Here is a 19,347-nt window from a genome sequence, read left to right as displayed (position 1 = left end):
GGGGGAGGATTGCGAGGGGCGGGTCACAATCTCATCTCCAGGCCTTCGCCCGCGAGATAGGCCTTCAGGTCAGGAATGGCGATGGCGCCGGTGTGGAAGACGCTGGCGGCCAGGGCGCCTGAGACGTCGGCCTGGTGGAAGACGTCTCGGAAATGCTCGGGCGCGCCGGCGCCGCCGGACGCGATCAGGGGGATGGTCAGGCGCGCGCGGGCGGCGGACAGTTGTTCGAGGTCGTAGCCGCGTCGAACGCCGTCCTGGTCGATGCAGTTCAGCACGATCTCGCCGGCGCCGAGGGCCTGGGCCTGGTCCAGCCAATCCAGTGTGCGTTTGCCCGCGCGGCGGCGCGCGTCGGGGTCGCCGGTGTATTTGTGGACGACCCATTCGCCGTCCTCCATCCGGCTGTCGACGCCGACGACGACGCACTGGCTGCCCAGGCGTTCCGCCATTTCGGCGATCAGGTCGGGGCGTTCCAGGGCGGGGGAGTTGATCGACACCTTGTCCGCGCCGTGGTCGAGACAGCGCGCGGCCTGATCGACGCTGCGAATGCCGCCGGCCACGCAGAAGGGGATGTCGAGCAGGCGGGCGATGTCCCTGATCCAGCCATAGTCCAGGGTCCGGCCCTCGGGGCTGGCCGCGATGTCGTAGAAGACCAGTTCGTCGGCGCCCGCGTCGCGATAACGGGCGGCAAGGTCCGCCGCGTCGCCCATGTCTGTATGGCCGACGAACTTCACGCCCTTGACCACCCGGCCGTCCTTGACGTCCAGGCAGGGGACTATACGGCGCGCCGTCATGCCGCCGTCGCTATGGCTTCGGGCAGGGTGAAGCGGTTTTCGTACAGGGCGCGGCCGACGATGGCGCCGTTGCAGCCCAGCGACTTGACCGCCGTGATGTCGTCCAGCGACGAGACCCCGCCCGAGGCCTGGAGCACCAGGTCGGGACGGCGGCGGCGGATCTCGGCCAGCAGTTCCAGATTGGGGCCGGTCATGGCGCCGTCGCGACCGACGTCGGTGACCAGTAGGTGTTTGGCCGTTCCCTTCGGATAGCGATCCAGCGCCTCCCACAGCGTGACGCCCGACGACTGGGTCCAGCCCTTTAGGGCGGGGACGGGGACGCCGTCCTCGATCTTGACGTCCAGGGCCAGGGTGATCTGTTCCGGGCCGAAACCCTTGAGCCAGGCGGCCACGTCGTTGGGCTGGGTCACGGCCAGGGAGCCGACGACGACGCGGGACACACCGGCCTCCAGCAGTTTGGCCACGTCATTGGCGCCGCGGACGCCGCCGCCGGACTGGATCTTGACGTCGAGGGCCTGGGTCAGGTCGCCGATCAGGGCGTGCTGCATGGCCTGGCCGGCCTCGGCGCCGTCCAGATCGACGACGTGAATCCATTCGGCGCCCTCGGTCGCGAAGGCGGTCAGGCGGGCCGCGGGCTGTTCGTCATAACGGGTCACCTGGTCGAACCGGCCGTGCATCAGGCGCACGCAGACGCCGTCCTTCAGGTCGATGGCGGGGTAGATCAGCATGGAAGATCCAGGAAGTTCTTGAGGATGGTCGCCCCGGCCTCGGCCGAGCGTTCGGGGTGGAACTGGCAGCCCCAACGATTGCCCGACCGCACCACGGCGGGGACCGGGCCGCCGTAGTCGGCGCGGGCCAGGGTGGCGGGACCGTCGGGACAGACGAAGCCGTGGACGAAATAGGCGTAGGCGCCGTCCACGACCCCCTCCAGCAGCGGGTCGTCGCGGTCGCGCGTCAGCCGGCTCCAGCCCATGTGGGGCACGGGCAGGGCCTCGGCCGGTTCGAGCCGGGTCACGGCGCCGGGGATGAAGCCCAGCAGGCCGACCCCGTCGCCCTCCTCGCTGCGCTCGAACAGCAGCTGCTGGCCCAGGCAGACGCCCAGCAGGGGGCGGGGAAAGGCGCGGATCGGCTCGACCAGGCCCAGGTCCGACAGTCGGCTCATCGCGTAGCCGGCGGCGCCCACGCCGGGCAGGATGACCCGTTCGGCCTCGGCGATCACGGCGGGATCGTCGGTCAGGCGGACCGTGGCGCCCAGACGCTCCAGCGCGAACTGGACCGAGGCGACATTGCCGGCGCCATAGGACAGGATGGCGACTTCGCTCATGCGATCCTCCCCCAAGGGGGGAGGGTTTCATCACAGCACCCCCTTCGTGGACGGCACGGCGTCGCCCTCGACCCGGATGGCCTGGCGCAGGGCGCGGCCGAAGCCCTTGTAGACGGCCTCGGTCTTGTGGTGGTCGTCCTGGCCGGTGACCGAGATGTGGACGGCGGCGCCCATGGCCTCGGCCAGGGAACGGAAGACGTGGGCCGTCAGGTCGGTGCGATAGTCGCCGATATAGGGGGTGTCGAACGTGCCCTCGAACAGCGGATAGGGGCGGCCGGACAGGTCGATGGAGACGGTCGCATTGGCCTCGTCCATCGGCAGGACGAAGCCGTAGCGGGCGATGCCTCTACGTTCGCCCAGCGCCTGTTTCAGCGCCTGGCCCAGGGCGATGGCGCTGTCCTCGATCGTGTGGTGCGGATCGGTGTGCAGGTCGCCCTCGCACTGGAGCCGCAGGGAGAAGCCGCCGTGGGCCGCGATCTGCTCCAGCATGTGATCGAAGAAGCCGACGCCGGTCTCGATCTTGATCGGACCGGGCGCGTCCAGATCGACGGCGCAGACGATGCGGGTCTCTTTCGTGTCGCGGACGGCCTGGCCGACGCGGGACGGGCGGCGCTTGGCGGGGGTCAGGCCGAAGGCGGCCAGCAGCCGGTCGTTGACCTCGGGCTTGATCGAGACGGGCAGGCGCAGCCGGTCGCCGGACAGGTCGGCCTCGACGCCATAGGCCATAAGCCCGGCCAGGGCGGCGGCGGGGTCTTGCGGCCGGACCATGAGGATCGGGCCGACGCCGGGCTCGACCGTCATTTCGCGGCCCAGTTCGCGGGCGATCCGCTCGCGCTCGCGCCGGACCGAGGCGATCCGCTCGGCGGTCTCGATCATCCGCGACGGGTCGAGCGCCTGTTGCGCCAGCCGCACCAGGGGTTCGGGCAGGGCGTAGGGCTCCAGCACCGAGGCGAGGCGGGCCAGGGTCGGGGCCTGGGCGATGGCCGCGCCGACGCGGGCGCCGGCCAGACCATAGGCCAGGGACAGGCTGCGCAGCACGACCAGGTTCGGCTGGTCGGCGACGACGGTGGCGGCCGAGACGCTGTCGGAAAACTCGATCAGGCCTTCGTCCACCACCAGCAGGGCGGGGGCGACGCGGGCGGCCATTTCGGCCACGGCCTCGGGCGAGCCGAGGGCGCGGATGACGACGACGGCGGGTTCGCCCTTGGCCGGATAGATGGCGGCCAGACTGTCGTAAGGTTCGGCCTTGGGCGCCTCGACCGAGCCGCCGTCGCGGGCGGCGAGGCGATAGGCCAGTTCCAGCCCGTGGGTCAGGCCGCGCACCGGAAGGACCTGGTCGGTAGGCACGGCGTAGATCGCGGCCATGCGAGCGGCCAGGGCAGACGCGTCGCCAGGATAGCGGTCCAGGCCTTCGCCGCCGGAGACCAGCGGAGGATAGGGGGCGGGCAGGGTCATCCTTCGGCCCTCAGGTCGGCGGCGCGGGCGTGGGCTTCGAGGCCCTCCATTCGGGCCAGGCGGGCGGCGATGGGGGCGAGGGCGCGGGCGCCGGCCTCGGACACCAGCTGGACCGACATGGTGGTCATGAAGCTGGACGTGGTGACGCCGCCCAGGGTGCGGGCGCCGCCGTCGGTGGGCAGGACGTGGCTGGGGCCGGCGGCGTAATCGCCCAGAGTCTCGGCGGCGAACCGGCCGACGAAGACGGCGCCGGCGGCCTTGATCGAATCGACCAGGGGTTCGGGATCGTCGATCTGGATCGCCAGGTGTTCGGGGCCATACAGGTTGGCCACTTCCGCGGCGGCGTCGAGGTCGCGGACCAGGATGGCGCGGGCTTCGTTCAGCGAGGCGCGGGCGATGGCTTCGCGCGGCAGGGTGGCGACCTGAACCTCCACCTCCGACAGGATGTAGTCGATGGTGGCGCGGCTGGTGGAGACCAGGATGACCTGGGCGTCGGCGTCGTGTTCGGCCTGGCTGAGCAGGTCGGCGGCGGCGATCTCGGGCGCGGCGTCGCGGTCGACGATGACCATCAGTTCAGACGGGCCGGCGGGCATGTCGACGGCGGGACCGCCGGGAAGGGCGGAGGCCTGTTTCTTGGCCTCGGCCACATAGGCGTTGCCGGGGCCGAACAGCTTGTCGCAGGCGGGGATGATCCCGTCCTCCAGCGCGACGCCGAAGGTCAGGGCGGCGATGGCCTGGGCCCCGCCCATCAGCCAGATGGCGTCCAGCTCGGCCTCGGCGGCGGCCAGGATCATGGCGGGGTGGACGCCGCCATCCTTCGATGGAGGCGTGACGGCGACGCGCTGGCCCACGCCCGCGACGCCGGCCGGGATGGCCAGCATCAGCAGGGACGAGAAGAGGGGGGCGGTGCCGCCGGGGATGTAGAGGCCGGCCGAGGCGATGGGACGCCAGGCCAGTTTCGAGCGCACGCCGGGGGTGGTCTCGACGAAGGGCGTATCCTCCGGCTTGGTCGCCTGGTGGAAGACGCGGACATTCTCGGCCGCCATGCGCAGGGCGCGGACGTCGCCGGGGGGCAGGGCGTTGCGGGCCTCAGCCACGACCTCGGGCGTGATGGCGATGCGGCGGGGCGGGGCCTTGTCCAGCTTGACGCACCAGTCCGTGACCGCCGCGCCGCCGCGCTCGCGCACGTCGTTCAGGATGGTGCGCACGACCTCGGTGACGTCGCCGGCGGTGCGCTGGGCCGGGCGGGCGAGGGCCGATGTCTTGCCGGCGGCGTCGAGGGAGGACCAGTCGATGAGTTTCATCACATCATCTTCTCGATGGGCAGGACCAGGATGGCGGATGCGCCGGCGGCCTTCAGCTTCTCGAGCGTCTCCCAGAAGACGGCCTCCTGACAGACGGCGTGGACGGCGACCGCGTCGTCGCGACCCATCAGCGGCATGACGGTGGGCGAACCTGCGCCGGGCAGGATGGCCGTGATCTGGTCCAGCGCCGAACGCGGGGCGTTCAGCATGACGTATTTGGCGCCCTGCGAGGAGACGACGCCGGACATCCGCTCAATGACGCTGTCCAGCAGGTGTTGCAGGCCGGGCTCGGGGGCGACGGGCGACTGGATCAGGACGGCCTGGCTTTCCAGCACCGTATCCTTGGCGCCCAGGCCGTTGGCCTCCAGCGTCGCTCCGGTCGAGACCAGGTCGCAGATGGCGGCGGCCAGCTTCAGCCGGGGCGCGACCTCGACGGCGCCGCGCATGACGACGATCTCGGCCTTGACCCCCCGCTCGTTCAGGAAGCGACGCAGGATCTTGGGATAGGAGGTGGCGATGCGCAGGCCCTCCAGCGAGGCCGGGCCGTCATAGGCCAGGGTCGGGGGCGCAGCGATCTTCAGCGTGCAGCGGCCAAAGCCCAGCGGCATGACGACAGACGCATTGGCCCCGCCGTTTCGGCCCTCCTCCAGCACATTCTCGCCGACGATGCCCAGGTCGCAGACGCCGTCGGCCACGAAGGTGGGGATGTCGTCGTCGCGGACGCGCAGCAGGTCGATGGGGTAGTTCTCGACCCGATACAGCAGGTCGTTGTGGCCCTTGACCCATTTCAGACCCGCGTCGCGGATCAGGTCGAGGCTGCGGTCGGCCAAACGGCCGGATTTCTGGACGGCGATGCGAAGCCGGCCCTGGACGGTGCTCATGCGGAAACTCTCAGGCTTTCAGCCGGTCCAGGGCGATGCGGTATCCCTGGTGCGGCATGTCTTTCAGATAACGGGCGACGCGGACGACGGTGGTGGGGCTGGCGTGGGCCTCGGCCGCGATCTCGCGATAGGACTTGCCCCCGGCGTCCAGCAGGCGCGCCACCTGCCAGCGCTCGGCGAAGGCGCGCAGCTCCGCCGGGGTGCAGAGATCGGCCAGGAAGGCGTCGATCTCGGCGCGCGTCTTCATCGACAGCAGGGCGTCATAGAGGGCGTCGCGGGCGGGCGGGGTCGTCATGCGCGTTCCACTATGCTGTAACAGTGGAACGGTCAAGGGGGTGTCTCCTCCCTGCGAAGCGGGGAGGGGGACCGCCGCGCCTCTTGCGCGGGGGTGGAGGGGTTCTGGACGCCGCACCGGCGCCTGCGATGCGGTGAAGAACCCCTCCGTCACGGCGCTGAAGAAGCGCCGCGCCACCTCCCCACGAGGTGGGGAGGAGACATGAGGCGTGCGTGGCACTATCTGCGTCTTCATGACCAAGATCCTGATCATCGGCGCCGGGCACGCCGGCGGCTCCGTCGCGGCCTTTCTGCGGCAGTACGGGCATGAAGGCCCCATCGTGCTGGTAGGCGAGGAGGATGCCCCGCCGTATCAGCGGCCGCCCCTGTCCAAGGCCTGGCTGAAGGGTGAGGCGGATCTGGAGGCGCTGCTGCTGCGTCCGCTGAGCTTCTATGAGGAACAGGGCATCGAGTTCCGGCCGTCGACGGTCGCCGTGTCGGTGGATCCGGAGACGAAGACGGTCGCCTTCCACGACGGGTCGTCCGAGACCTATGACGTCCTGGTGCTGGCGACGGGATCGACAGCGCGGAAGCTGCCCGTGCCGGGCGGGGATCATCCGGACCTGCTGGAGCTGCGCACGCTGAAGGACGCCGAGCGGCTGAAGGCGGTGCTGGGGCCGGGCAAGCGGCTGGCGGTGGTCGGGGGCGGCTATGTCGGACTGGAGGCGGCGGCTTCGGCGCGGGCGCTGGGCGCCGAGGCGGTGGTGATCGAGCGGATGGATCGGGTGCTGGCGCGGGTGGCGTCGCAGACCCTGTCCGACTTCTTCACGGCTCAGCACCGGGCGCACGGGGTCGAGATCCTGACCGGGGCCGAGGTGGTCGCTGTCGCGCACGACGGGGTGACGCTGGCGGACGGGGGGGTGGTGCAGGCCGATGCGGTCCTGGTCGGGGTCGGCGCCCTGGCCTGCGAAAGCCTGGCGCGGTCGGCGGGCCTGCGCTGCGACGACGGGGTGGTGGTGGACGAGCAGGCGCGGACCAGCGATCCCGCCATCTTCGCCGTGGGCGACATGACGCGGCGGCCCATTCCGGTGCACGGCGGGATCTCGCACCGGCTGGAGAGCGTGCCCAATGCGCTGGAACAGGCGAAGCAGGCGGCGGCGGCCATCGTCGGCCGACCGGGGCCGGCGCACGAGGTTCCGTGGTTCTGGTCGGATCAGTACGACTGCAAGCTGCAGATCGCCGGCCTGCCGTTCGAGGCCGACCGCCAGGTGGTGCGCGGCGATCCGTCGGCGGCGGGGTTCGCGGTGTTTCACCTGAACGGCGACCGGGTGGTCTGCGTCGAGGCGGTCAATGCGCCGCCGGAGTTCATGGCGGGCAAGCTGCTGATCGGGAAGGGAACGCCGGTGGATGTGGCCAAGCTGGCGGATCAGGCCGTGTCGATGAAGGCGGTGGGGGTTTGATGCAGGCGTTCTCCCTCCCCCTGCGGGGGAGGGCGGTCGCGTAGCGACCGGGTGGGGGCGGCCCGGCAGGGTCGCTCGGGTTCTGCCTCGTGATATATGTCCCGTGTCGCCCTGCCGCCCCCACCCGGCTTCGCCTTCGGCTCAGCCCCCCTCCCCCGCAGGGGGAGGGAGAGGCGCTCCCCCGCTTCGTCGTCGCCGCAGTGCAACAAAACTGTTGCGCTTTTCGTTGGAGACCCTTCAAGCTGCGATCTCAACGCGGCGAGGGCGAATGACGAGAGCTTTCGACGAAATGAACGGCGGCGGGTCGGGGACGATCCGCGACAGCTACAGGACGCTGGCGGCGTGGCTGGAAAATGCGCCGCCCGATCTGCTGCAGGCCCGCTCGCGTCAGGCGGAGCTGTTCTTCCGACGGATGGGGGTGACCTTCGCCGTCTATGGCGACGAAGAGTCCAACGAGCGGCTGATCCCGTTCGACGTGGTGCCGCGCATCATCGGCGCCGACGAATGGTCGGGGCTGGAAAAGGGGCTGAAACAGCGGGTCACCGCCATCAACGCCTTCCTGAAAGACATCTACGGCGCCCAGAACTGTATCCGCGCCGGGATTGTGCCCGCCGACCTGATCCTGACCAATCCGCACTATCGGCCCGAGATGCAGGGCCGCCGGCCGCCGGGCGACGTCTGGTGCCATATCGCCGGGGTCGATCTGGTCCGCACGGGCGAGGACGGCTTCTATGTGCTCGAAGACAATGTCCGCACGCCGTCGGGGGTCTCCTATATGCTGGAGAACCGCGAGATGATGATGCGGCTGTTCCCGGACCTGTTCGCCGAACATGCGGTGCGGCCGGTCGAGATCTATACCGACATGCTGCTGCGCTCGCTTCAGGCCTCGGCGCCGTCCGGCGCGGGCGAGGATCCGACCATCGTGGTGCTGACGCCCGGGCCGTTCAACTCGGCCTATTACGAGCACAGTTTCCTGGCCGACAAACTGGGGGTCGAGCTGGTCGAAGGCGGGGATCTCTTCGTCAATGACGACACCGTCTATATGCGCACGACCGAAGGGCCCAAGCGGGTCGACGTCATCTATCGCCGCATCGACGACGATTTCATCGATCCCCTGACCTTCATGCCGGATTCGGCGGTCGGGGTGCCGGGGCTGATGTCGGCCTATTTCGCCGGGCGGGTGACCCTGGCCAATGCGGTCGGGACAGGGGTGGCCGACGACAAGGCCGTCTATACCTACATGCCCGAGATCATCCGCTTCTTCACCGGCGAGGAGGCGATCCTGAAGAATGTGCCGACCTGGCGCTGTCGCGAGCCCGATGCGCTGAAGGAGGTGCTGGGCAAGCTGGACGAACTGGTGGTCAAGGAGGTCGGGGGATCGGGCGGTTACGGCATGCTGGTCGGGCCGACCTCGACCAAGGCCGAGATCGAGGCGTTCCGGGCCAAGCTGATCGCCGATCCCGACGACTTCATCGCCCAGCCGACGCTGAGCCTGTCGACGGCGCCGACCCTGAACGGCGGCGACCTGTCGCCGCGCCACGTCGATTTGCGGCCCTTCGTCCTGTCCAGTCCGGCAGGGGTGCGGGTCGCGCCCGGGGGTTTGACGCGGGTGGCGCTGAAGGAGGGGTCGCTGGTGGTCAACTCCAGCCAGGGCGGCGGAACCAAGGACACCTGGGTGCTGGATGTTTGAGGCGATCATACTGTCTCCTCCCCGCCTTGCGGGGAGGGGGACCGCGCGAAGCGTGGTGGAGGGGTTCTTGACGTCCCACGGACATCGGGGATGCGGCGAAGAGCCCCTCCGTCACGACGCGAAAGGCGCGTCGCGCCACCTCCCCATGAATGGGGAGGAGATCTGAGATGCTTTCTCGCACCGCAGACAGCCTGTACTGGACCGGCCGCTACATGGAGCGGGCGGATTTTCTCGCGCGGATCCTGGAGGCGGCGATCCGCCTGGCGGCCCTGCCCGCAAAGGATCAGGCCACGGTCACCGCCTGGGCCGGCGCCATTTCATCGTCGGGCGTGAAGTCGGCGTTCGATGCGACCGGCCGGACGGTGTCGGAAAAGTCGGTGCGCGAGTTCCTGGCCTTCGGGTCCGACAATTCGACCTCGATCAAGGCCTGTATCACCCGCGCGCGGACCAATGCGCGTTCGGTGCGGACCGCCCTGACCATCGAGCTCTGGGAGGCGATCAACGGCGCCTGGAACGGGCTGAACGAACTGGGCGAACCGACCCGGCGTGACGATTTCACCAACTTCCTCGACTTCGTGAAGTCGACCTCGCTGGCGGTCGAAGGCGCCTCGTCGCGGACCATGTTGCGTAACGACGCCTACTGGTTCCTGCGACTGGGCATGGCGATCGAACGGGCCGACAACACCGCCCGCCTGCTGGATGTTAAATATCACCTGCTGCTGCCGCCCGGCGAACGGGTGGGCGGCCAGCTGGACTATTTCCAGTGGACCACCCTGTTGCGCGAGGTCTCGGCCCTGACCGCCTATCGCTGGGTCTATCGCGAGTCCGTGCGACCATGGCTGGTGGCCGACCTGCTGGTGCTGAACCGCCAGATGCCCCGGTCGCTGGCCAGCTGTCAGGGGATGATCGTCAGCTATCTGGAGAAGCTGGCCGCCGACTATGGTCGGCGCGGCCCGGCCCAGCGGCTGGCGTCCAACCGCCTGACCCAGTTCAACGAGGCGCGGATCGAGGACATCTTCCAGTCCGGCCTGCACGAATACATCCAGGGCTTCCTGAACGAGAACAACGCCCTGGCCGCCGCCGTCCACGAACAATATCTGGTCTGACCATGCGGATAAGGATCGATCACTCCACCCGCTACGCCTATGCCCGACCGGCGCGGTTCATCGTTCAGATGCTGCGGCTGACGCCCAGGTCGTGCGAGAGCCAGCAGGTGCGCGAATGGCGGATCGAGACTGACGTCGATGCGCGGTTGAGGCGCGGCGAGGACGCCTTCGGCAATATCGTCCACAGCCTCTATACCGAGCGGCCGACCGACGCCCTGACCATCCGCGTGACGGGCGAGGTCTCGACCGTGGACACCGGCGGAGTGATCCGGGGGCAGACTGATCGGCTGCAGCCGATGGTCTACCTGCGCGACACCCGCCTGACCCAGGCCGATGCGGCCTTGGTCGATTTCGCCCGAGGGACGGACGGCGGCTCGACGTTGGACCGGATGCATCGGCTTATGGGGGCGGTGCACGGCGCAGTGGCCTTCGAGGTCGGGGCGACGTCCGCCACCCATACGGCGGCCGAGGCCTTCGCCCTGCGGCGGGGCGTCTGCCAGGACCATGCCCAGATCTTCATCGGCTGCGCCCGGACCCTGGGCGTGCCGGCGCGCTATGTCTCGGGGCATCTGAACCGGTCGGACGGCCAGCACGACCAGGACGCCGCCCACGCCTGGGCCGAGGCTTGGATCGAAGGACTGGGCTGGGTCGGGTTCGACGCGGCCAACGGCATCTGCCCGACCGACAACTATGTCCGCATCGCCACGGGGCTGGACGCCCTGGGCGCGACGCCGATCCGGGGGACCAGCTACGGCGGCGGTACGGGAAGCCTGACGGTGGCCCTGCATGTGCGGCCGGTGCAACAGAGCCAGCAGCAACATCAGACCAAGGGCTGGTCCTGATCGCCTTCATGCGGAAATCTGTTAGCGTCAGACGATTCGCGAACCGGGGAGCGAATAGAGCGAAGTGACCTATTGCGTAGGCATGCTGGTGGACGAGGGTCTGGCGATGATCGCCGACACCCGCACCAATGCGGGCGTGGACAACATCTCGTCCTATCGAAAGCTGCACGTCTTCGAGACCAGCGGCGAACGGGTGCTGGCGGTGGCGACGGCGGGGAATCTCTCGGTCACCCAGACGGCTTTGGCCATGGTGGCGGAGGGGGTGAAACTGCCCGACTCGACCGGCCCCGAGACGCTCGAGACCGCGCCCACCCTTTTCCGCGCCGCCCAGATCCTGGGCCATGCGATGGCGACGGTGCGGGCCACGATCAATACGCCCGCCTCGCCGATGGCCGACGCCCTGAACGTCACCGCCTCCATGCTGCTGGGCGGCCAGATCGGCGGGGGCAAGCTGGGACTGTATCTGATCTACGGTCAGGGCAATTTCATCGAGTGCGGGGCCGACACCCCCTATCTGCAGATCGGCGAGCTGAAATACGGCAAGCCGATCCTGGACCGGGCGCTGCATGATTTCACGCCCCTGTCCGAGGCGGTGAAACTGGGGCTGATCTCGTTCGACTCGACCATTCGCTCGAACATCGCCGTGGGGCCGCCGCTGGACCTGATCGTCATTCCGCGTGACCGATTGACGGGAATGGTGCGGCGGATCGACGCCGACGACGACTATTTCCGCGACCTGGGGCGTCGCTGGTCCGAGGCCCTGGCGGCGGCGCACAAGGCCATGCCCGACCCGACCTGGCTGGACCTGACGCCGCCCACCCCCTCCCGGATTTCCGCCATAAGCTGACCTGAGGCTGTTTCTGCGACTAAGTCGCAATTTCCCTTGTGGGACATTGTGAAGCTGTGTATTGCGACCGCATCGCAAAATCAGGCCAAAAGGTCGCTTCAATATGTCCGAATCCCGCGCCGCCGCGCTCCGCTCGCTCCTGTTCGCTTCAAGCGCCGCCGGCATGCTGGTCGCCGCCCCAGCCCTCGCCGTTGAAGTCGCGCCGGAGGACGGCGCTGTGGTCACGGCGCCCCAGAGTCAGGCCGAGGGGCTGGACTCCATCGATGTCACCGGCCGTCGTATCCGCCGCGAACCGACCGGCCCTGAATTCGTCGCCCCGCTGATCGACACGCCCCGCTCGGTGACCATCATCCCGGAACAGATCATCATCCAGACGGCGGCGACTTCGCTGGAAGACCTGCTGCGGAACTCGCCCGGCATCACCTTCGGCGCGGGCGAGGGCGGCCAGCCCCTGGCGGATCGTCCGTTCATCCGGGGCCAGTCGTCGGGCAACAACATCTTCGTCGACGGCGTGCGCGACACCGGCGGCCAGCAGCGCGAAGTCTTCGATCTGGAACAGGTCGAGGTCATCAAGGGCGCCGATTCCGTCTATTCGGGCCGGGGCTCGGGCGGCGGCAGCATCAACCTCAGCTCCAAACAGCCGCGCCTGACCGACGCCGTCAGCGCCAGCGCAGGCGTGGGCACGGACAGCTATTATCGCGCCACCGTGGACGGCAACTGGCGTCTGAACGACACCAGCGCCTTCCGCCTGAACCTGATGGCCACCGAGGGCGACGTGCCGGGCCGCGACGCGGTCGATTTCGAGAAATACGGTCTGGCCATGGCCCTGGGCTTCGGCCTGGGGACCGACACCTCGGCGACGATCAACTACTACCACCTGACCGCCGACTCGATGCCGGACTACGGGATTCCGCTGGACCGCAAGCTGGACAATAGCTGGGGCGTCACGACGAGCGACAGCCGTATCCTGAACGTGCCCTATGACAGCTTCTATGGTCTGACGGCCCGGGACTATATGCGCAACGAAGTCGACAGCGTCACGGTCAAGCTGGAGCATAAGTTCAGCGACACCCTGACCCTGCGCAACCTGACCCGCTATTCCGAGACGCTGAACGACTATGTCGTCACCAATCCGGGCGACGGCGGCACGGCGGTCCTGGTCGGCGACACCTGGTGGATGAAGCGGGGGACCAAGTCGCGGTGGAACCCGGCCGAGACCTTCGCCAATGTCACGGACCTGTTCGGGACGTTCCAGACCGGCGCGCTGAAGCACAGCTTCGACCTGGGCGTCGAATATTCACGCGAGCGCAATCGCAACGCCGGCTATACAGTGACCACGACAAGCGGCTCGGCCTGTCCTGCGCCCTTGACCGGCTTCGACTGCACCCCGGTCTATGATCCCAATCCAAGCGACCCGTGGACGGGCTCGATCGTCAGGGGCGCAGTCACCAGCAACACGACCAAGTCGACGGGCGTCTATGCCAATGACTCGATCTCTCTGGGCGACAAATGGGTGCTGAACCTGGGTCTGCGCTGGGACGACTATGCGGTTCACGGCGTGGCTTCCACCGGCGTCCCTGTCGCGGAAACCTCGTGGGACTTCGTCAACTATCAGGCCGGCCTCGTCTACAAGCCGACGGCGAACACCAGCGTGTACGTTTCCTATGCGACCTCTTCGACGCCGCCCACAGTGTCCGCGGGGGACCAGAACAACTCGGGCGGAACAGGCTCCGGCAATCTCGCGACCGAGGTGCTTGATCCCGAAGACACCGAAAACTTCGAAGTCGGCGCCAAGGCCGAACTGTTCGCTCGGCGGCTGACCCTCAGCGGCGCCCTGTTCCAGACAACCCGCAAGAACGCCGCGATCCTGGTCGAAGACGGCGTGTACGAACAGGCGGGCGAGACCGAGGTCAAGGGGTTGGAACTCGGCTTCTCGGGCAGCGTCACGCCGGATTGGACCGTGTTCGGCGGCTACACCTATATGGACTCCGAACTGGTCCGCGGCGCCTATAACAACGTCAATGTCGGCGATCCGCTGGCCAATACGCCGAAGAACAGCTTCAGCCTGTTCACTACCTATCAGGTCATGACGAAGCTGAGCCTGGGCGGCGGCGTCTATTATGTCGATGACCGGTTCGGCGGGAACCAGGGCGGCGCCGGCGGCGGCACGGGCGCAGTCTATGCGCCCAGCTACACCCGGCTGGACCTGTTCGCCTCGTATGACGTGACCGACCGCGCCAGCCTGCAGCTGAACGTCAAGAACGCGACGGACGAGGACTACATCATGCGCACCAACGGCGTGCACCATGCCGACCCCGCGCCGGCCAGCCAGGCGATCCTGACGCTGAACGTGCGCTTCTAAAGGCCCCGATCCCCGGCCTATATCTGGCGGCTCCGTCCTTCCGGCGGGGCCGCCTTTCTTTTTCCAGCGAGACCGACCGTGCTGCTGCAGATCCCCGAAGTCTTCTCCAAGGCCGAAGTGAAGGCCCTGCGCGAGCGGCTGGACGCCGGCCCCTGGGCCGACGGCAACATCACCTCGGGTCATCAGTCGGCGACGGCCAAGCGGAACCAGCAGCTGCCGGAAGACTCGGACGTGGCCCGGGAGGTTTCGGCCCTGATCGTCCAGGCGTTGAACGCCAATCCGATGTTCGTCACCGCCGCCCTGCCGCACACCATCTTTCCCCCGCTGTTCAACCGCTACGAGGGCGGGGGCGAGTTCGGGCTGCATGTCGACAACGCCATCCGCCAGCAGCGCGGCGGTGGGGCGATCCGCATTCGGAGCGACCTGTCGGCGACGCTGTTCCTGTCGGAACCCGAGGACTATGACGGCGGCGAGCTGATCATCGAGGAGATGTACGGGCCCCAGTCGGTCAAGCTGCCGGCCGGGGACCTGGTGCTGTATCCGTCCAAGAGCCTTCACAAGGTCATGCCGGTGACGCGCGGGGCGCGGGTGTCGTCCTTCATGTGGATGCAGAGCCTGATCCGCGACGACGGCGACCGGGAAATGCTGTTCCGCCTGGACGTCGCGACCCAGAGGGTGGCGCTGGAGAAGGGGCCCAAGGATCAGGCGGTGATCGAGCTGACCGGGGTCTATCACAACCTGCTGCGGCGCTGGTCCGAGGTGTGACCCGGCGGACACCGGGCGGGTAATAAGGCCGCAGGGGTGAACCAAGGCGAAGCTGGTCTATTGTGACCGGGATGTTCCAAGACGCGCCCCCCGCTCCGCCCGCCCAGCTTGACGAGATCGTGGTCACCGCCGCGCGTCTTCCCCCCGCCGCCGCCGACGCCGCCTTTTCGGTGGTGCGGCTGGACCAGGCCGTGCTGAACCGGGCCGCTCGTCTTGACGAGGCGCTGCGGACCGTGCCGGCGGTGTCCCTGTTCCGGCGGACGTCGAGCCTGGCCGCCAATCCGACCACCCAGGGGATTTCACTGCGGGCCATTGCGCCGTCGGGGGCGGGACGCACCCTGGTGACGCTGGACGGGGTTCCGCTGAACGATCCGTTCGGGGGCTGGGTGATCTGGTCCCAGGTCGCGCCGGAATCGCTGGAGCGGGTCGATGTGGTGCGCGGCGCGGGGGCCGGCCCCTATGGCGCGGGCGCCCTGACGGGAACCATCGGCCTGACGGAGAGGGACCGTGGCGGGGTGCTGGACGCCTCGGTGATCGAACGCGGCGGGGCGCGGGTCGCGGGATCGGGCTCGACCCGGATGGGGCCGGTGGGCGTGACACTGTCGGGCCTGTACGAGACCAGCGACGGCTATACGCCCGTGCGCGGATCGGCGGCCGGGGCGGCGGACCAGCCGCTGGATCTGGACAGCCGCAGCGCGGCCCTGCGGGTCGACGCGCCGCTGGACGGGCTGAGCCTGAACGGGGCCAATCTGTCGTTGCGCGCCTCGACCTGGGAGGAGGATCGCGGCTCGGGCCTGCTGAACGCCCGCTCCAACGCCAGCGGCCACAGCCTCAGCGCCACGGCAGCCAAGGCGCCGCCCGTCGACGGCTATGGCTGGCGGCTGCAGGCCTGGCGGATCGAGAGCAATTTCGCCAACAGCTCGGCCGCCGTGGCGGCGGATCGTTCGACCACGACCCCGGCGAACGACCAGTACAAGACCCCGGCGACCGGCTGGGGCCTGAACGCGGCCCTGCGGCGACGCGCGTCCGACTTCGCCGGCGGGCGGCTGGAGTGGGAGGTCGGGGCCGACGCCCGGTTCAACGAGGGCGAGACCAACGAATTCTTCAGCAATCCGAACGGGACGGGCTTCACCCGGGGCCGGCGCGCGGGCGGCGAGACCTCGGTGGCGGGAACCTATGTCGACGGCTCCTGGACCGGCGGCGACTGGCTGGTCGCGGGCGGGCTGAGGTACGACCATTGGAAGAACGAGGGCGGCTTCCGCTACGAATATACGCTGGCGACCGGCGCGCCGATCCTGGACGAGACCGACCCGGACCGTTCGGGCGAGGTGTTCAGCGCCCGTCTGGCGGCGCGGCGCGATCTGGGCGCCTGGCTGGGCCAGGGCTACGCCTGGCGGGCGGCGGCCTATTCCGGCTTCCGGCCCGCGACCCTGAACGAACTGCACCGGCCGTTCCGCGTCGGCAACGACATCACCGAGGCCAATGCGGCGCTGGAGCCGGAGACCCTGCGCGGCGTCGAGACCGGCCTGGCTTTTGACCGGGGGGGCGTCGCCTGGGGCGCGACGGTCTTCTGGAACGAGATCGAGGACGCCATCGTCAATGTGACGATCGGCGAGGGACCGGGGACCTTCCCCCGCGCGGGCTTCGTGCCGGCGGGGGGCGCCCTGCGCCAGCGCCAGAATGCGGGAACCATCGAGGCCTGGGGCGTCGAGCTGAACGGATCGGTCCGCGCGACCGAGGCCGTGTCGCTGAACGCCGCCCTGTCGTGGACCGACGCCGAGGTGGACGGGGGAACGGCCGCGCCCCAGCTGACCGGCCTGCGCCCGGCCCAGGCGCCCGAATGGAGCGCGACGGCGGGCGTCGACTGGCGGGCCAGCGACCGGCTGACCCTGGCCGTGGCGGCGCGGTATGAATCGGCGCGGTTCGACGACGATCTGAACAGCCGCGTTCTGGACCCGGCCGTGACCCTGGACGCCCGCGCCGAATGGGCGGCCAGCCGCCGGGTGATGCTGTGGGCCGCCGTCGATAACGCCCTGGACGAAGAGGTCGAGGTGTCGATGACCGGCGCCGACATCGCCGGCTATGCGCCGCCGCGCACGGTCAGCGCCGGACTGCGCCTGACCTACTGAGGCGACCGCCGGCGATTTCGTCGCACGGATTGCTATTGAAAATGGTTCGCAACAGTGGCACAGCCACGTCGTGACCGAAATCGCCGCACAGCGTCAGGCCGAACCGGCCGCCCAGGCCTCCCATCAGGCCACGAAACCGCCGAAGGCGGCCCTGAACGCCGCGCGCGCCTTTTGGCTGAAACAACTGCATTCCTGGCACTGGATATCGGCGGCCGTCAGCCTGTCGGGGCTGATCCTGTTCGCCGTGACAGGAATCACCCTGAACCACGCCGCCGCGATTCCGGCCGAGCCGGTGACCGTCGAACGGACCGCGACCCTGCCGGCGCCCCTGCTGGAGCGGCTGGCCGGATTTGCGGACGAGACGACGGACCCGGTCCCCGACGCCGTGGCGCGCTGGTCGGTCGAGGCCATGCAGGTCCAGATCGCCGGCAAGCCGACCGAGACGACGGCGGAAGAAATCTATGTCGCCCTGCCCACGCCCGGCGGCGACGGCTGGCTGACCATCGACCGGTCCACCGGCGAGGCGGTGCACGAGAAGACCACGCGCGGCTGGATCGCCTACCTCAACGACCTGCACAAGGGCCGCAACGCCGGCTCGGTCTGGTTCTGGTTCATCGACGTCTTCGCCGTGGCCTGTACGATCTTCGCCCTGACGGGGCTGGCCCTGATGTGGCTGCACGCCAAGGGGCGGCCGTCCACCTGGCCTCTGGCGGCCCTGGGCCTGCTGATCCCCGTCGTCATCGCCCTGATCTTCATCCACTAAGCCAATCTTCGCCGAGAGTTTCCGGATGCGTCTTCTTCCCATCGTCGTCACCACTGTCGGCCTGGCCGCGGCCGCCCCGGCCCTGGCGGCGGACATGACCGTCACGGTCGACCTGCCGCGGCTGAACACAGCCTCGTACCACCGGCCCTATGTGGCGGTGTGGATCGAGCGGCCGGACCAGACGGCGGTCCAGACCCTGGCGGTCTGGTACCAGCAGACGCGCAACAACGAGGGCGACGGCAAGGACTGGCTGAAGGACCTGCGCACCTGGTGGCGCAAGGGCGGCCGGGCCATGAGCCTGCCGGCCGACGGGGTGTCGGGCGCCACCCGCGCGCCGGGACGCCAGACCATCACCGTGCCCGCCGCCCGCCTGCGCGGCCTGCAGCCGGGCCAATACAATATCGTGGTCGAGGCGGCCCGCGAACTGGGCGGTCGCGAAGTGGTGCGCGCGCCCTTCCGCTGGGGCGGCGCCAACACCGCAGACGCCTCCGGCTCCACCGAACTGGGCGCCGTGCGCGTCACCGTCTCTCGCTGAGGAACAGACCCATGAAAAAGACCATCGCCCTGCTTACTTTGGCTGCCGCCCTGGCCGCACCGATGGCCGCCCAGGCGCACCGCGCCTGGATGGCGCCGACCTCGACCAGCCTGTCGGGCAATGACGCCTGGGTCGGGTTCGACGCCGGCATGTCGAACGGGGTCTTCATCCCTGACCATGCCGCCATGCGGATGAACGGCCTGGTGGTCACGGCGCCGGACGGATCGAGCGTCCAGCCCGAACACCTGATGCAGGGCCAGTACCGCACGACCTTCGACGTCCATCTGACCCAGAACGGCACCTACAAGATCGCCAATGTCATGGGCGGCGTCATGGCCAGCTACAAGCTGAACGGCGAGCAGAAGCGCTGGCGCGGGTCGGCCGCCGAGTTTCCGGCCGCCCTGCCCGAGGGCGCGACCGACGTGCAGGCGACCCGCACCGCCAGCCGGATCGAGACCTTCGTCACCCTGAACAACGCGACCGAGACCGTGTTCAAGACGACGGGCGAGGGGCTTGAACTGGTCCCCGTGACCCACCCGAACGACCTGGCCGCCGGTGAGGCCGCCAGTTTCAAACTGCTGAAGGACGGCCAGCCCGCCGCCGACCTGGAGGTCACCGTCGCGCGCGGGGGCGTCCGCTATCGCGACAATCCCGAGGAGATGACGGTCAGGACCGGCGCCGACGGCGGCTTCACCGTGACCTGGCCGGAAGCCGGCATGTACTGGCTGAACGCCTCGGTCCGCGCGCCGGCCCAGGGTGATGCGCCGGGTTCGAACGCCAGCTATGTGGCGGTGATGGAAGTCCTGCCCTAAGCCTGGGC

General features: G+C 69.0%; 18 protein-coding genes. 11 read left to right on the top strand and 7 right to left on the bottom strand.

Annotation, left to right across the window (positions count from 1 at the left end):
- Positions 1–23: 23 nt before the first annotated feature.
- Genes hisF through H2037_RS14885 form a run of 7 tightly spaced genes read right to left on the bottom strand, consistent with a single transcriptional unit; the run spans position 24 to position 6,050 of the window.
- A complete protein-coding gene (gene hisF, locus H2037_RS14915; protein ID WP_292123565.1) occupies positions 24–791 on the bottom strand; it encodes an imidazole glycerol phosphate synthase subunit HisF in 768 nt (255 codons plus the stop codon).
- Positions 788–1,519: a 1-(5-phosphoribosyl)-5-[(5-phosphoribosylamino)methylideneamino]imidazole-4-carboxamide isomerase gene (hisA, locus tag H2037_RS14910; protein ID WP_292123563.1), complete on the bottom strand. Its 732-nt coding sequence runs from the start codon at positions 1,517–1,519 to the stop codon at positions 788–790. Before hisA ends, hisF begins: the two co-directional genes overlap by 4 nt.
- A complete protein-coding gene (gene hisH / locus H2037_RS14905) occupies positions 1,513–2,115 on the bottom strand; it encodes an imidazole glycerol phosphate synthase subunit HisH (protein ID WP_292123562.1) in 603 nt (200 codons plus the stop codon). The genes hisA and hisH overlap by 7 nt, the downstream gene beginning before the upstream one ends.
- 30 nt (positions 2,116–2,145) lie before the next feature.
- Positions 2,146–3,570, bottom strand: a complete 1,425-nt coding sequence (gene hisB, locus H2037_RS14900; protein WP_292123560.1) for an imidazoleglycerol-phosphate dehydratase HisB — start codon at positions 3,568–3,570, stop codon at positions 2,146–2,148.
- Positions 3,567–4,874, bottom strand: coding sequence for a histidinol dehydrogenase (gene hisD / locus H2037_RS14895; RefSeq protein WP_292123557.1), 1,308 nt, complete (start codon positions 4,872–4,874; stop codon positions 3,567–3,569). Before hisD ends, hisB begins: the two co-directional genes overlap by 4 nt.
- A complete protein-coding gene (hisG, locus tag H2037_RS14890; RefSeq protein ID WP_292123555.1) occupies positions 4,874–5,755 on the bottom strand; it encodes an ATP phosphoribosyltransferase in 882 nt (293 codons plus the stop codon). The genes hisD and hisG overlap by 1 nt, the downstream gene beginning before the upstream one ends.
- Before the next feature lie 10 nt (positions 5,756–5,765).
- Positions 5,766–6,050, bottom strand: a complete 285-nt coding sequence (locus H2037_RS14885) for a YerC/YecD family TrpR-related protein (RefSeq protein ID WP_292123553.1) — start codon at positions 6,048–6,050, stop codon at positions 5,766–5,768.
- A 232-nt stretch (positions 6,051–6,282) separates the two neighbouring features.
- Between H2037_RS14885 and H2037_RS14880 the strand changes: the two genes are divergently transcribed.
- The 11 genes from H2037_RS14880 to H2037_RS14830 all read left to right on the top strand — a co-directional run bounded on the left by H2037_RS14880 (position 6,283) and on the right by H2037_RS14830 (position 19,339).
- Positions 6,283–7,488: an FAD-dependent oxidoreductase gene (locus tag H2037_RS14880; protein ID WP_292123571.1), complete on the top strand. Its 1,206-nt coding sequence runs from the start codon at positions 6,283–6,285 to the stop codon at positions 7,486–7,488.
- 268 nt (positions 7,489–7,756) lie between these two features.
- Positions 7,757–9,178, top strand: a complete 1,422-nt coding sequence (locus H2037_RS14875) for a circularly permuted type 2 ATP-grasp protein (RefSeq protein ID WP_292123551.1) — start codon at positions 7,757–7,759, stop codon at positions 9,176–9,178.
- A gap of 167 nt (positions 9,179–9,345) precedes the next feature.
- The gene (locus H2037_RS14870; protein ID WP_292123549.1) at positions 9,346–10,284 is read left to right on the top strand and encodes an alpha-E domain-containing protein; all 939 of its coding nucleotides are present in this window, start codon (positions 9,346–9,348) and stop codon (positions 10,282–10,284) included.
- 2 nt (positions 10,285–10,286) lie between these two features.
- The gene (locus tag H2037_RS14865) at positions 10,287–11,126 is read left to right on the top strand and encodes a transglutaminase family protein (RefSeq protein WP_292123547.1); all 840 of its coding nucleotides are present in this window, start codon (positions 10,287–10,289) and stop codon (positions 11,124–11,126) included.
- 64 nt (positions 11,127–11,190) lie between these two features.
- On the top strand, positions 11,191–11,973 hold the full coding sequence (locus H2037_RS14860; RefSeq protein WP_292123545.1) for a peptidase: 783 nt from the start codon (positions 11,191–11,193) through the stop codon (positions 11,971–11,973).
- A 103-nt stretch (positions 11,974–12,076) separates the two neighbouring features.
- On the top strand, positions 12,077–14,335 hold the full coding sequence (locus H2037_RS14855) for a TonB-dependent siderophore receptor (RefSeq protein ID WP_292123543.1): 2,259 nt from the start codon (positions 12,077–12,079) through the stop codon (positions 14,333–14,335).
- Between the two features lie 78 nt (positions 14,336–14,413).
- Positions 14,414–15,100 carry a Fe2+-dependent dioxygenase gene (locus H2037_RS14850; protein WP_292123541.1) on the top strand — a complete coding sequence of 229 codons (687 nt, stop codon included), beginning with the start codon at positions 14,414–14,416 and terminating at the stop codon, positions 15,098–15,100.
- Positions 15,101–15,171: 71 nt separating this feature from the next.
- The gene (locus tag H2037_RS14845) at positions 15,172–17,229 is read left to right on the top strand and encodes a TonB-dependent receptor (RefSeq protein WP_292123539.1); all 2,058 of its coding nucleotides are present in this window, start codon (positions 15,172–15,174) and stop codon (positions 17,227–17,229) included.
- Between the two features lie 70 nt (positions 17,230–17,299).
- Positions 17,300–17,992, top strand: coding sequence for a PepSY-associated TM helix domain-containing protein (locus tag H2037_RS14840; protein ID WP_365833856.1), 693 nt, complete (start codon positions 17,300–17,302; stop codon positions 17,990–17,992).
- Positions 17,993–18,017: 25 nt separating this feature from the next.
- Positions 18,018–18,527, top strand: coding sequence for a DUF2271 domain-containing protein (locus H2037_RS14835; protein ID WP_292123537.1), 510 nt, complete (start codon positions 18,018–18,020; stop codon positions 18,525–18,527).
- Positions 18,528–18,538: 11 nt separating this feature from the next.
- Positions 18,539–19,339: a DUF4198 domain-containing protein gene (locus H2037_RS14830; protein WP_292123535.1), complete on the top strand. Its 801-nt coding sequence runs from the start codon at positions 18,539–18,541 to the stop codon at positions 19,337–19,339.
- The last annotated feature ends 8 nt before the right edge of the window (positions 19,340–19,347 follow it).

Source organism: Brevundimonas sp. (assembly GCF_013912065.1).
Lineage (GTDB): Bacteria > Pseudomonadota > Alphaproteobacteria > Caulobacterales > Caulobacteraceae > Brevundimonas.
Note: the sequence above shows the minus strand (reverse complement) of the source record. Positions and strands in the feature narration are given on the sequence as shown.

What these genes read in the sequence shown, in the direction of transcription:
- H2037_RS14830 (WP_292123535.1), top strand. Translation starts at nt 18,539, where the DNA reads ATGAAAAAGACCATCGCCCTGCTTACTTTGGCTGCCGCCCTGGCCGCA.
- H2037_RS14885 (WP_292123553.1), bottom strand. Translation starts at nt 6,050, where the DNA reads ATGACGACCCCGCCCGCCCGCGACGCCCTCTATGACGCCCTGCTGTCG.
- hisB (WP_292123560.1), bottom strand. Translation starts at nt 3,570, where the DNA reads ATGACCCTGCCCGCCCCCTATCCTCCGCTGGTCTCCGGCGGCGAAGGC.
- H2037_RS14865 (WP_292123547.1), top strand. Translation starts at nt 10,287, where the DNA reads ATGCGGATAAGGATCGATCACTCCACCCGCTACGCCTATGCCCGACCG.
- H2037_RS14875 (WP_292123551.1), top strand. Translation starts at nt 7,757, where the DNA reads ATGACGAGAGCTTTCGACGAAATGAACGGCGGCGGGTCGGGGACGATC.
- H2037_RS14845 (WP_292123539.1), top strand. Translation starts at nt 15,172, where the DNA reads ATGTTCCAAGACGCGCCCCCCGCTCCGCCCGCCCAGCTTGACGAGATC.
- H2037_RS14880 (WP_292123571.1), top strand. Translation starts at nt 6,283, where the DNA reads ATGACCAAGATCCTGATCATCGGCGCCGGGCACGCCGGCGGCTCCGTC.
- hisA (WP_292123563.1), bottom strand. Translation starts at nt 1,519, where the DNA reads ATGCTGATCTACCCCGCCATCGACCTGAAGGACGGCGTCTGCGTGCGC.
- hisG (WP_292123555.1), bottom strand. Translation starts at nt 5,755, where the DNA reads ATGAGCACCGTCCAGGGCCGGCTTCGCATCGCCGTCCAGAAATCCGGC.
- hisH (WP_292123562.1), bottom strand. Translation starts at nt 2,115, where the DNA reads ATGAGCGAAGTCGCCATCCTGTCCTATGGCGCCGGCAATGTCGCCTCG.
- H2037_RS14835 (WP_292123537.1), top strand. Translation starts at nt 18,018, where the DNA reads ATGCGTCTTCTTCCCATCGTCGTCACCACTGTCGGCCTGGCCGCGGCC.
- H2037_RS14855 (WP_292123543.1), top strand. Translation starts at nt 12,077, where the DNA reads ATGTCCGAATCCCGCGCCGCCGCGCTCCGCTCGCTCCTGTTCGCTTCA.
- H2037_RS14870 (WP_292123549.1), top strand. Translation starts at nt 9,346, where the DNA reads ATGCTTTCTCGCACCGCAGACAGCCTGTACTGGACCGGCCGCTACATG.
- hisD (WP_292123557.1), bottom strand. Translation starts at nt 4,874, where the DNA reads ATGAAACTCATCGACTGGTCCTCCCTCGACGCCGCCGGCAAGACATCG.
- hisF (WP_292123565.1), bottom strand. Translation starts at nt 791, where the DNA reads ATGACGGCGCGCCGTATAGTCCCCTGCCTGGACGTCAAGGACGGCCGG.